Raw genomic sequence first — 12283 nt, forward strand, 5'->3', positions numbered from 1 at the left:
ACCGGCCCGCCCGCGCGCGCGCGGTGATAGGAGGACATCAGGAAGTCGCGCTCGTAGGTGTTGAGGTGCCCGGTGACCGGGTAGCCCATGTGCACCTGGTAGGCGGAGATCGCCGAGCGCGAACGCCGCCCGAGGATGCCGTCGGCGCCGCCCGCGTTGAAGCCGAAGTAATTCAGCGCAGTCTGGGTGTCGCGGTTGGCGGCCCGCTGCGCGGTGTTCACGCTGCTGCGCTTCGGCGTGCTGCGCGTCGTCGCCTTGCGGTAGGTCCGCTGCGGCGCGCGCTGGGACTGCTTCGCCGAGTTGGCGATGGCGCCGCCGATGATGCCGCCGACGAGCCCCTTCACGAAGGCGTCGTCGGCCTGGGCGGAGCCGGGGTTGAGCGCGAGGGCGGCCACGAAGGCGGTCGACACGGACAGTTTCTTGAAGGTCTGTATGGTAAAGGATCTGGTCATTGCGGAAATCTCCATCGGGTCACTATCGAATGGACCGGGCGAACCGGCCGATCACCTGTAAATGAAGCCGCGTCCCGCGCCCTTGGAACGTTCGGGAACAGGAGGCGACGCTGCTCGGGCGTCAGAAATATGGCGAGCAGTGTCCGCCCGCGCGTGTTGACCTGTCAAGGATTTTGGGGTCACTACCCCGCTCATGGTGGAATGGATCACGAGCGACGGGCTGACCGGCTACCCCGAAGCGGTCGCCTTCATGGAAGAGCGCGCCGGCGCCATCGCGCGCGGCGAGGCCGACGAGGCCGTCTGGCTGGTCGAGCATCCGCCGCTTTATACCGCGGGCACTTCGGCCCGGCCGGAGGACCTGCGCGACGCGCAGCGCTTTCCGGTCTACGAGACGCGGCGCGGCGGGCAGTTCACCTACCACGGGCCGGGGCAGCGCGTGGTCTACGTCATGCTGGACCTGAACCGGCGCGGCCGCGACGTGCGGCGCTTCGTGCAGATGCTCGAGGCCTGGGTGATCGCCGCTCTGGACGAGTTCAACGTCACTGGCCACATCCGCGAGGGGCGCGTCGGCGTCTGGGTCGAGCGGCCCGAGAAGCCGCGCCTGCCCGACGGGAGCATGGCCGAGGACAAGGTCGCCGCCATCGGCATCCGCCTGCGGCGCTGGGTGAGTTTCCACGGCATCTCGATCAACGTGGAGCCGGATCTCGAGCATTTCTCGGGAATCGTGCCCTGCGGCATCACCGATCACGGGGTGACGAGCCTCGTGGACCTCGGGCTTCCGGTCACCCTGCCCGACCTCGACGTCGCGCTGCGGCGCAGCTTCGACGAAGTCTTCGCCGAGCCCGCCGAGGGCTGAGTGCCTCAGACCGGCTTGGCCATGTAGACGCGGTCGAAGCCCTTTTCGGTCACGCGGTGGGTCTCGTGAAAGCCCAGGCGTTCGTAGAGCGCGATGTTCGAGGTCATGCGTGCGTGTGTATAGAGACGCACCTCGGGCAGCCCCAGCCGCCAGGCGGTCTCCTCGGCCTTGTCGACCAGCGCGCGGCCGAGTCCCCTGCCCTGCATGCCGGGCGCGATGGCCACGTTGTCGAGCAGCAGGTGATCGCCGGCCTGAATCAGCACGAGCAGCCCTGCAAGCCGACCGTCGACCTGCGCGAGTCGCACCTGGCCAGCCGCGATGCGGGCCGCGTAATCGTCGTGGAGGGGACCGGGTTCCAGCCCGACCTCGGCCACCCAGGGGCGATAGGCCGCCTCGACGAGCGCCTTCACGGCGTCGAGGTCGCTGGGTGTCGCGGTTTCGAGGGAAAGCTGCAAGATATGTCTCCGGCCGGGACGGCGATCGGGATGGGAGCATGCCGTCCCGGCCAGTCTACCCCTCTGCACCCACGGAACAAGCAGGGCTCACGCAGGGGGCAGGATCGGTGTGCGCGGTCAGCGGCGGGTGCCGAAGACGTGGGGGATGATCTCGTCGCGCGTCAGGCCGCGCCGGGCGAGCTGGGCGTCGGTCATGCCGCGCAGTTCGGCCACGCGGCGGGCGAGCCGGCGCTGGCGCGCATCGAAAGGCGTGTCGAGGAGCCGGCCGACGCGCTGGAGCAGCGGTTCGCGCGGGGCGGCGATCTGGTCGAAATGGGCCATCTGAAAATCTCCTTGTCGTCGGCCACCTTGGCAAGAAGAATGACCGACGGGGCAGCAATGTTCCGAAGATTAACGACTTTCCCGTCGCGGCGCAGGTCAGGAAAACCTGACGCCGCCGCGTCGCGCCCGTCCCGCGCCCGCCCCGGCACGGGAGTATCGGGTGCGACAATAATGTTTGATCCATGTCAAATCGTATCATTGCCGCGACCCGGCCGGCATTCTAAAAGAAGGATGGAATTAAGGGCGCGGCGCTATGGCTTGCGCCCGGGGACGACACCAACAGGAGGCACAAGCAATGGCAGACGCCGCCATTCACGGCCATGAACACGAGGACGAGCGGGGATTCTTCACCCGCTGGTTCATGTCCACGAATCACAAGGACATCGGGATTCTCTACCTGATTACCTCTGCGCTCGTGGGCTTCGTGTCGGTGGCCTTCACCGTATACATGCGTCTGGAGCTCATGGAGCCCGGCGTTCAGTTCATGTGCATGGAAGGCGCTCGGCTGTTCCCGACCGCGACCGAGAATTGCACGCCCAACGGGCACCTCTGGAACGTGCTGATCACCGGTCACGGCATCCTCATGATGTTCTTCGTGGTGATTCCGGCGCTGTTCGGCGGCTTCGGCAACTACTTCATGCCGCTGCAGATCGGCGCGCCGGACATGGCGTTCCCGCGGATGAACAACCTCAGCTACTGGATGTATGTCGCGGGCTCGACCCTCGCGGTCTGCTCGGTCTTCGCGCCGGGCGGCAACGGCCAGCTGGGGTCCGGCATCGGCTGGGTGCTCTATCCGCCGCTCTCGACCAACGAGGCGGGCATGTCGACCGACCTGGCGATCTTCGCGGTGCACGTCTCCGGCGCTTCGTCGATCCTGGGCGCGATCAACATGATCACCACCTTCCTGAACATGCGCGCCCCGGGCATGACGCTGTTCAAGGTGCCGCTGTTCTCGTGGTCGATCTTCGTCACTTCGTGGCTCATCCTGCTGTCGCTGCCCGTCCTGGCCGGCGCCATCACGATGCTGCTGACCGACCGCAACTTCGGCACGACCTTCTTCGATCCGGCCGGCGGCGGTGACCCGGTGCTCTACCAGCACATCCTGTGGTTCTTCGGCCACCCCGAGGTCTACATCGTGATCCTGCCGGGCTTCGGCATCATCAGCCACGTCATCGCGACCTTCTCGCGCAAGCCCGTCTTCGGCTACCTGCCGATGGTCTGGGCGATCATCGCGATCGGCGCGCTGGGCTTCGTGGTCTGGGCGCACCACATGTACACCGTGGGCATGTCGCTGACCCAGCAGAGCTACTTCATGCTGGCCACCATGGTCATCGCGGTGCCGACGGGCGTGAAGGTCTTCAGCTGGATCGCGACGATGTGGGGCGGCTCGATCGAGTTCAAGACGCCGATGCTCTGGGCACTGGGCTTCCTGATCCTCTTCACCATGGGCGGCGTGACCGGCGTGGTGCTGAGCCAGGCGGGCGTGGACCGGGCCTACCACGACACCTACTACGTGGTGGCACACTTCCACTACGTGATGTCGCTGGGCGCCGTCTTTGCCATCTTCGCGGGGATCTACTTCTACTTCCCCAAGATGACCGGCAAGATGTATCCCGAGTGGGCCGGACAGCTGCACTTCTACGTCATGTTCGTCGGTGCGAACCTGACCTTCTTCCCGCAGCACTTCCTGGGCCGCCAGGGCATGCCGCGCCGCTACATCGACTACCCCGAGGCCTTCGGCCTGTGGAACGCGGTGTCGTCGTGGGGCGCCCTGATCAGCTTCGCATCCTTCGTGTTCTTCTTCTGGATCATGTGGCACTCGCTGCGCAAAGGCGAAGCCTGCACCGCGGCCAACCCGTGGAACGAATACGCGGACACGCTGGAGTGGACCCTGCCCTCGCCGCCGCCGGAGCACACCTTCGAGCAGCTGCCGAAGCGCGAGGACTGGGAAAAGCACCACGCGCATTGAGCGCAGGTGCAGACCCGACAATGACCGGGCCCCGGGGATCTTCCCCGGGGCCCTTGCTTTTGCGGCGGGGCGCCACGCGGGCTGCGTCAACTTGGCCTTAGACGCCCGAGTCGGACATGCTAAGTTCGGCCGCGACATGCCGTATGCCTGGGAACCAACCACCACCGCCGAGCGGGCCGAGCTGCACCTCTGGCCGCACCAGTCTCTGAGCGCGCGCGGCTTCGCGATCTTCATCCTGTCGTTCTTCCTGCTGGCGCTGATTCCGGTCATCGCGATGCTGGGCACGCAGATTCTCTGGGGCCTGCTGCCCTTCGTGCTGGCGGCGCTGGCGGGCGTCTACTTCGCCATCGGGCGCAACAGCCGCGACCGGCGGATCCTCGAGATCCTGACGCTCACGCCCGACGAGACGCGGCTGGTGCGCCACAACCCCGGCGGCACGGAGCAGGACTGGCACAGCAACACCTACTGGGTGAGCGTCGCGATGCACGAGACCGGCGGGCCGGTGCCCTACTACGTGACGCTCAAGGGATCGGGGCGCGAGGTTGAGATCGGCGCCTTTCTGAGCGAAGACGAACGGCGCGCGCTCTTTGCCGACCTCTCGGACCGGGTCCGGCAGCTGGCGCACCCCTCGACGCCGCCCGGAGGATCGCATGGCCCAGGCCCCCGCCACGCCCAAGAGCAAACGCGCCCTGCTGCGCGCCGCGGCGGCGCTGGCGCCGGGGATGGCCGGGCGGCTGGACCCGGGCGCCTCGGAACGCGCGGCGCTGGAGCTGCGCGCGGCGCGGCACGGCCGGGCGCGGCCCGAGGCGCGCGAGGTGGTCTTCCTCGTCCCGCTGGTCAGCCCCGACCACGTACAGGACTGGGGCGCGGTGACGGAACGGCTGGCCGCCACGCTGGAAAGCTTCCGGCGGCAGGAGGGCAACTGGCGCGCGGTGATCTGCTGCCAGCAGCGCCCGCCCCTGCCCGAGGATCCCCGCATCACGCATCTGCCCTTCGACGATCCGGCGCCCGGCAACGACAAGTGGCGCAAGCTGGCGGCGCTCTGCGATCATCTCGAAGCGCTGGCGAGGGACCCGGCCTATGTCATGAGCTTCGACGCCGACGACCTGCTGCGCGCGGGCACCGTGGCCGAGATGCTGGAGCGGCAGGCCCCGGGCTACCTGGTCGAGACCGGCTACGTGATGGATCACGCCACCGGGGACGTCGCACTGGCCGGGTCGCCGACACCGCGGATGCCGCTGCGCAAGCCCTTCTGGAAGCTCTGCGGCTCCTGCGCGGCGCTGCTGCACGACCCGGGCCTGCCGGAAAGCGCCGCCTTCCTGCGGGCGATGACGCAGCACGAGCACCGGATGTTTCCCTACCTCGCGGCGCTGGCCGGGCAGCGGCTGACGCCGCTGTCGCGGCCCTCGGTGCTCTACGTGCTGAACCACGGCGAGAACTTCGGCGCCCGGCGCGGGCGCGTGGGCTTCAAGACGCGCTTCGTGCAACGGTTCCGCATGTCGGCCGGGGACTGGGCCCTCGAGGCGCCGGCGTTCCCCGGCCCCTGAGCGAGGCGCGGCGCACATTCCCTGGCAGGGAATGTGCAAATTTGTTCGAACGGATTCGCGCCCGACCTCAGCCGGCGAGGCGTTGCTTGACCTTGGGGCCGATGCGGCCGAAGTCCACGCGGCCCTGGTAGCGCGACTTGAGCACGCCCATGACGCGGCCCATGTCGCGGATCGACTGGGCGCCGACCTCGGCCACGACCGAATCGACTGCCTTCTCGACCTCGGCATCGCTCATCGGGCGGGGCAGGAATTCCTCGATCACCTCGATCTCGGCGAGTTCCTGTTCCGCGAGGTCGAGCCGGCCGGCCTCCTCATAGGTGCGCGCGCTCTCGCGGCGCTGGCGGACCATCTTGCCGAGGATCGCCAGCACCTCGGCCTCGCCGACACCCACGTCGGACTCCTCGCCCCGGGCGGCGATGTCGCGATCCTTGATCGCGGCGCTGATCAGCCGCAACGTCGAGAGGCGGTCCGACGCCCTCTGCTTCATGGCCTGCCGGGTGGCGGTCTGGATGCGCTCTCGCAAGTCCATCGGTGCGATATCCCCTCGCGTGTTCGGAAGGTTCACACTACAGAAACGCCAATCGCCGCGCAACTGCACGGGAATTCAGGCGTAACGCACTGTTTTCACTTGTTTTCTAAAAGCCGACGCGCTCTTGACCCCGTTCTGGGCAGGGCTTATCTCTGGCGCGATCTGCCCGCCACCCCGAACCGTCAGGAGTCGCCCATGCCCGCCAGCGCGAAACCAACAGCTTGCCTCGCTCTTGCCGACGGGACGCTGTTCTATGGACAGGGCTTCGGCGCCACGGGCCAGACCGAGGCGGAACTGTGCTTCAACACCGCCATGTCGGGCTACCAGGAGATCATGACGGATCCCTCCTACGCCGGACAGGTGGTGACCTTCACCTTCCCCCACATCGGCAACACCGGCGTCAATCCCGAGGATGACGAGACGCAGGATCCGGTGGCCGCGGGCATGGTGGTCAAGTGGATGCCGACGCAGTCGTCGAACTGGCGCGCGGTGCAGGAACTGTCGGACTGGCTGGCCTCGCGCGGGCGCATCGCCATCGGCGGCATCGACACCCGGCGGCTGACCCGCGCAATCCGGCAGCAGGGCGCGCCGCATGTCGCGCTGGCCCATGACCCCGAGGGCAACTTCGACGTCGAGAAACTGATCAAGGCCGCGCGCGGCTTTTCCGGGCTGACCGGCCTCGATCTCGCGCGCGAGGTGACCTGCGCGCAGAGCTACCGCTGGGACGAGATGCGCTGGGCCTGGCCCGAGGGCTACCAGCGGCAGACCGCACCGCGCAAGAAGGTGGTCGCCGTGGACTACGGCGCCAAGCGCAACATCCTGCGCTGCCTTGCCTCGGCGGGCTGCGAGGTGACCGTGCTGCCCGCCACCGCCACCACCGAGGACGTGCTGGCGCAACAGCCGGACGGCGTGTTCCTGTCGAACGGCCCCGGCGATCCGGCGGCGACCGGCGCCTATGCCGTGCCGATGATCCGCGGCATCCTCGACAAGACCGAGCTGCCGGTCTTCGGGATCTGCCTCGGCCACCAGATGCTGGCGCTGGCCCTGGGCGGCAAGACCGTCAAGATGAACCACGGCCACCACGGCGCCAACCACCCGGTGAAGGAGGTCGAGACCGGCAAGGTCGAGATCACCTCAATGAACCACGGCTTCGCGGTCGACGGGCAGACCCTGCCCTCGGACGTGCGCGAGACGCACATCAGCCTATTCGACGGCTCGAACTGCGGGATTCGCATGGCCGACCGCCCCGTGTTCTCGGTCCAGCACCACCCCGAGGCCAGCCCGGGACCGCAGGACAGCTTCTATCTTTTCGAACGGTTCGTGAACAGCATGTGAACATCGGCGCACAGGGCGTGCCGATGGGCCGGAATTAACGGTCTCTTTACCAAAATGGCATGAAAGTGCTCCCGTCCCAGCGGAGGGGAGGCGACGCATGAGCGATCCACGACCTGTGTTCCAGACGTCGCGCCACGCCCAGGCGGGCCTGCCGCGCGGGCGGCCGCTGGGCTCGATCCTCATGGAAAACGGCACCATCGCGCCCTCGCAGGCGGCGCTGGCGGTGGGCGAGGCGCGGCACAGCGGCGCGACGCTGCCGCGCGTGCTGCTGGCCGAGGCGCTGGCCACGCCGGACGAGGTCCTTGAGGCCCAGGCGCTGCATTACGGCGCGCTGCGGCTCGACCGCGAGACTGCGCCGCCGGACCCGGCGCTCGCCACCCTGATGCCGCCCGAGCTCTGCCTGCGCCACGCGGCGCTGCCATGGATGCGGATGGGCGACACGCTGGTGATCGCCACCGCCCAGCCCGAGCGCTTCGACGCGGTGATCGCCGCCCTGCCCGAGGGCTGCGGTCGCGTCGCCATGGCGCTGGCACTGGAATCCGACATTCACGACCAGATCGCGGCCCGGCACGGGGCCGAACTGGCCCGCGCGGCCGAGACACGGGTCTGCGCCGCCGAAAGCTGCCGCGACATGGACCGGCTGACGCCGGGGCGGGCCGTGCTCGCGGTGGGCATCGCCCTTGCGGCGGTGATGACGCTATTCCTGCAGCCGGCGCTGTTCTTCGCCGGGGCCGCCTGCCTCGCGGTGGCCACGCTGCTCTGCGCGCAGGTGCTCAAGGTGGCCGCGCTGGTCGCCGGGCAGCGGCGCCCCGCGCCACGCGATCCGCCGGCCGAGCCTCCGCCGGTGATCTCGCTGCTCGTGCCGCTGTTTCGCGAGGCCGATATCGCCGGTGCGTTGATGAGTCGCCTCGCGCGGCTGGACTATCCGCGTGCCCGGCTCGACGTGCTGCTGATCCTCGAGGCGCGTGACGACCAGACCCGGGCCGCCCTCGCGGGCGCGCGGCTGCCGCCCTGGGCCCGGGTGATCGAGGTGCCGGAGGGCCGCGTCACCACCAAGCCCCGCGCGCTGAACTACGCGCTGCGCTTTGCCCGCGGCAGGATCGTCGGGGTCTACGACGCCGAGGATTCGCCCGCCCCCGACCAGCTGCGCCGCGTCGCCGCCCGCTTTGTCCGGGCGCCGCCGACGGTGGCCTGCCTGCAGGGGGTGCTGGATTTCTACAACCCCGCCGCCAACTGGCTGTCGCGGTGCTTCACCATCGAGTACGCGACCTGGTTCCGGCTCATCCTGCCCGGCCTCGCGAGGCTGGGCTTCGTCGTTCCGCTGGGCGGGACGACGGTCTTCTTCCGCCGCGAGGTGCTCGAGGAGCTGGGCGGCTGGGATGCCCACAACGTGACCGAGGACGCCGACCTGGGCCTGCGGCTGGCGCGCTACGGCTATCGCACCGAGCTGGTGCCGATGGTCACCCGCGAGGAGGCCAACAACCGCGCCTGGCCCTGGGTGCGGCAGCGCTCGCGCTGGCTCAAGGGCTACATGATCACCTGGATGGTTCACATGCGCCGCCCGCGGCTCCTGCTGCGCCAACTCGGCCCGTGGAAGTTCCTCGGCGTGCAGCTGGTCTACCTCGCGGGCGTGCTGCAGTTCCTGCTGGCCCCGGTGCTCTGGTCCTTCTGGTTGGTGCTGGCGGGCCTGCCCCACCCGGTCGAGGCGCTGGCGTCCCCCGCGCAGGTCAAGACCCTCGCGCTGGCCTTCCTGGGCGCCGAGGCGATCTCGCTGATCGTCGCCATCGCCGCCGTCGCCCGCAGCCCGCACACCGGGCTGCTGCCCTTCGTGCCGACGCTGGTTCTTTACTTCCCGCTCGCGACCCTGGCCGCCTACAAGGCGCTCTTCGAGGTGCTCACCCGGCCTTTCTTCTGGGACAAGACGGCGCACGGGTGCTCGGCCCCGGACCACGCGGACGCCGATCTTCCCGCCGACGAGGCCTGAGCCGCGGCCCCGGCCCGGCCACCCCATTGCCGCAGGGCGCCGCTTGGCGTAACGATCTTGCGCGAGACAAAGCAAACGGGAGGGACACATGACCCACGGCTTCGATACCCTGCAGATCCACGGCGGCGCCCGGCCCGATCCGGCCACCGGCGCGCGGCAGACCCCGATCTACCAGACCACCGCCTATGTCTTCCGCGACGCGGACCACGCTGCGGCGCTCTTCAACCTGCAGGAAGTGGGTTACATCTATTCCCGCCTGACCAACCCCACCGTCGCCGCGCTGCAGGAGCGTGTCGCGACGCTCGAGGGCGGCGCGGGGGCGGTCTGCTGCTCGTCGGGGCACGCGGCACAGATCATGGCGCTCTTCCCGCTCATGGCGCCCGGGCGCAACGTCGTGGTCTCGACCCGGCTCTACGGCGGGACGATCACGCAGTTCAGCCAGACCTTCAAACGCTTCGGCTGGTCCGCGCGCTTCGTCGACTTCGACGACACCGCCGCGGTCGAGGCCGCAATCGACGAGGACACCCGCGCCGTCTTCTGCGAGAGCATCGCGAACCCCGGCGGCTACATCACCGACCTCGATGCCATTGCGGCCATCGCCGACAAGGCGGGCCTGCCGCTCATCGTCGACAACACCTCGGCCACGCCGTATCTCTGCCGCCCGATCGAGCACGGCGCCACGCTGGTGGTGCATTCGCTGACGAAATACATGACCGGCAACGGCACGGTGACCGGCGGCGCCATCGTCGATTCGGGCAAGTTCGACTGGTCCGCCTCGGACAAGTTCCCCTCGCTGAGCGAGCCCGAGCCCGCCTACCACGGCCTGAAGTTCCACGAGACCTTCGGCCCGCTGGCCTTCACCTTCCACGGCATCGCCATCGGGCTGCGCGACCTCGGCATGACGCTGAACCCGCAGGCGGCGCATTACACCATGCTGGGCATCGAGACGCTGAGCCTGCGGATGCAGAAGCACGTCGAAAACGCCACGCGGGTCGCCTCCTGGCTCGAGACGCACCCCGCGGTCGAGAGCGTGACCTACGCCGGGCTGCCCTCCTCGCCCTGGCACGACCGCGTGGCGAAGATCTGCCCCAAGGGCGCGGGCGGTCTCTTCACCGTGGCGCTCAAGGGCGGCTACGAGGCCTGCATGACACTGGTGGATTCGCTCGAGATCTTCAGCCACGTGGCGAACCTCGGCGACACCCGCAGCCTCGTGATCCACTCGGCCTCGACCACGCACCGCCAGCTCACCGAGGAGCAGCAGGTCGCGGCCGGGGCGGCGCCCAACGTGGTGCGGATCTCGATCGGCACCGAGGACGCCGAGGACCTGATCGCCGATCTCGACCAGGCGCTGACCAAGGCCGGCGGCTGAGGCGCGGCTCTTCCCTCCCCCGGTTCGGGGGAGGGATAGCGAGAGGGGGCGGGTCAGTCCTCCAGCGCGAAGACCATGGTGACCCGCGCGTTCAGCACCGCCTCGCCGGCCGCGACCGGGGCGGGGGCTGCGCGGGCCATTTCCATCATCGGCTGCGGGGCATAGCCGCCGCCCTGCTGCGAGATCGAGACCACCGCGCCCAGCCGCACGCCCGCGGCCTCGGCCAGCACGCGGGCGGTCTCCATGGCGTCGGCCACCGCGTCGCGGCGGGCCTGCTCCATGACCGGGCCGGGCTCCTGCAGGCCGAAGGTCAGCCCCGAGAGTCGGTTCGCCCCGTCCTGCTGCACCGCGACCAGCACGTCGCCCAGCCGGCTGAGATCGCGCACGCGTACGGTCAGCTCGTTGCTGGCCTCGTAGCCGGTGATCCGGGGGCCGTCGGAGTCCTCGCCGTTTTGCCAGACCGGCTGCAGGCTGATGTTCGAGGTCTGCCGGTCGCGCGGCGCGATCTCGAGCCCGTCGAGCCGCGCGAGGATCGCCGCGGCGATCTCGGAGGCCGAATCCATGGCGGCGCCGGCATTGGCGTCCTGCGCCGTCACGCCCAAGCGGACGGTCGCCATGTCGGGCACGGCGGCGGCCTCGCCGCTGCCCGTGACGGTGATGCGCGGGGTGTCTTCCTGCGCCAGGGCAGGCAGGGGAAGCGCGAGCAGGCAAAGGGTTGCGAGGGCGACAAGGCGCATGGCGATCTCCGGCAGTCTGGATGGGTCCGGCGACAACATCGCCCGCTCCGCCGCCGCCTGCAAGCCTCTGCCGTGGCAAGCTTCTTTCACTGGGCGAAGAGCTGCTGTAGACTGCGGGTCCGCGGCATGGGACTCCCATCGCCGCGCGAGCAGTGATAGAGACCGGGCATGGTACCGAACTTCGCGCTTTCCCTGTCGTTCGACGGCATCACCCTGCTGGTCCGGGACGGCGGCACCTGGCGCCCGCTGGACGAGGTCGCGCTCGACGCGGATAATCTCGACGGCGCGCTGCGCGGCCTGCGGGACACGGCGCAGGCCCAGGCGTCGGATGGCGCCTGCGTCCTGCTGATCCTGCCCGAGGCGCAGATTCGCTACCTGGATCTCGACGATCCCGGCGGCGGCGAGGACGCCCGCGCGGCGGCCGCGCTCGCGGCGCTCGACGGGGCGACCCCCTACGACGTGAGCGATCTCGTCGTCGATTGGTCGCGCGCCGGCAATGGCCAGCTGCGCGCCGCGGCCGTGGCCCGCGAGACGCTGGACGAGGCCGAGACTTTCCTCCGCGCCCGGGGCTTCGAGCCCGCGGGCTTTACCGCGACCGATCCCGACGACCGCTTCCAGGGCGCGATCTGGTTCGGCGCCGCCAGCGACTGGACCGGCCCCGCCCCCTCGCGCCCGACGCGCCCGATCCGCATCGGCGCCCCGATGGAGGCGCCCGCCGCGACCGGGGCG

The 12283-nt window shown here is 69.4% G+C and carries 10 protein-coding genes and 3 pseudogenes; 8 read left to right on the plus strand and 5 right to left on the minus strand.

Going from position 1 to position 12283, the window contains the following annotated elements; translation table 11 throughout:
* Positions 1–119 precede the first annotated feature (119 nt).
* Positions 120–467 (minus strand): annotated as a pseudogene (locus SALMUC_RS31220) (peptidoglycan-binding protein); the annotation flags it as partial.
* Between the two features lie 178 nt (positions 468–645).
* Here SALMUC_RS31220 and lipB point away from each other — a divergent pair.
* On the plus strand, positions 646–1308 hold the full coding sequence (gene lipB / locus SALMUC_RS18570) for a lipoyl(octanoyl) transferase LipB (RefSeq protein WP_020039008.1): 663 nt from the start codon (positions 646–648) through the stop codon (positions 1306–1308).
* Between the two features lie 5 nt (positions 1309–1313).
* On the opposite strand, the gene SALMUC_RS18575 is transcribed toward lipB, so the two are convergent.
* Together SALMUC_RS18575 and SALMUC_RS18580 are read right to left on the minus strand one after the other, a co-directional pair.
* A complete protein-coding gene (locus SALMUC_RS18575) occupies positions 1314–1763 on the minus strand; it encodes a GNAT family N-acetyltransferase (RefSeq protein ID WP_020039007.1) in 450 nt (149 codons plus the stop codon).
* Positions 1764–1880: 117 nt separating this feature from the next.
* The gene (locus tag SALMUC_RS18580) at positions 1881–2084 is read right to left on the minus strand and encodes a hypothetical protein (protein WP_020039006.1); all 204 of its coding nucleotides are present in this window, start codon (positions 2082–2084) and stop codon (positions 1881–1883) included.
* A 295-nt stretch (positions 2085–2379) separates the two neighbouring features.
* On the opposite strand from SALMUC_RS18580, the gene ctaD reads away from it, so the two are divergent.
* From ctaD to SALMUC_RS18595, 3 genes and pseudogenes are all read left to right on the plus strand, one after another.
* Positions 2380–4053, plus strand: coding sequence for a cytochrome c oxidase subunit I (ctaD, locus tag SALMUC_RS18585; RefSeq protein ID WP_020039005.1), 1674 nt, complete (start codon positions 2380–2382; stop codon positions 4051–4053).
* Between the two features lie 136 nt (positions 4054–4189).
* Positions 4190–4597: pseudogene (locus SALMUC_RS29100) on the plus strand (DUF2244 domain-containing protein); the annotation flags it as partial.
* A 106-nt stretch (positions 4598–4703) separates the two neighbouring features.
* Entirely contained in the window at positions 4704–5600 is an 897-nt protein-coding gene (locus SALMUC_RS18595; protein ID WP_020039003.1) for a hypothetical protein, read from the plus strand.
* A 67-nt stretch (positions 5601–5667) separates the two neighbouring features.
* On the opposite strand, the gene SALMUC_RS18600 is transcribed toward SALMUC_RS18595, so the two are convergent.
* Positions 5668–6129 (minus strand): GatB/YqeY domain-containing protein, encoded by a 462-nt coding sequence (locus SALMUC_RS18600; protein ID WP_020039002.1) that lies wholly within the window; start codon positions 6127–6129, stop codon positions 5668–5670.
* 195 nt (positions 6130–6324) lie between these two features.
* On the opposite strand from SALMUC_RS18600, the gene carA reads away from it, so the two are divergent.
* The 3 genes from carA (at position 6325) to SALMUC_RS18615 (ending at position 10817) form a co-directional block, all read left to right on the plus strand.
* Positions 6325–7464, plus strand: a complete 1140-nt coding sequence (gene carA / locus SALMUC_RS18605; protein ID WP_020039001.1) for a glutamine-hydrolyzing carbamoyl-phosphate synthase small subunit — start codon at positions 6325–6327, stop codon at positions 7462–7464.
* A 97-nt stretch (positions 7465–7561) separates the two neighbouring features.
* Positions 7562–9448, plus strand: coding sequence for a glycosyltransferase family 2 protein (locus tag SALMUC_RS18610; protein ID WP_021120625.1), 1887 nt, complete (start codon positions 7562–7564; stop codon positions 9446–9448).
* A gap of 88 nt (positions 9449–9536) precedes the next feature.
* A complete protein-coding gene (locus SALMUC_RS18615; RefSeq protein ID WP_020038999.1) occupies positions 9537–10817 on the plus strand; it encodes an O-acetylhomoserine aminocarboxypropyltransferase/cysteine synthase family protein in 1281 nt (426 codons plus the stop codon).
* Positions 10818–10870: 53 nt separating this feature from the next.
* Here the strand turns inward: SALMUC_RS18615 and SALMUC_RS18620 are convergent, their stop codons facing one another.
* Complete coding sequence (locus SALMUC_RS18620; protein WP_020038998.1) at positions 10871–11554, minus strand: SIMPL domain-containing protein; 684 nt, start codon at positions 11552–11554, stop codon at positions 10871–10873.
* A 168-nt stretch (positions 11555–11722) separates the two neighbouring features.
* Here SALMUC_RS18620 and SALMUC_RS18625 point away from each other — a divergent pair.
* A pseudogene (locus SALMUC_RS18625) lies at positions 11723–12283 on the plus strand (hypothetical protein); the annotation flags it as partial.

Origin of the sequence: Salipiger mucosus DSM 16094, assembly GCF_000442255.1 — a bacterium.
Lineage (GTDB): Bacteria > Pseudomonadota > Alphaproteobacteria > Rhodobacterales > Rhodobacteraceae > Salipiger > Salipiger mucosus.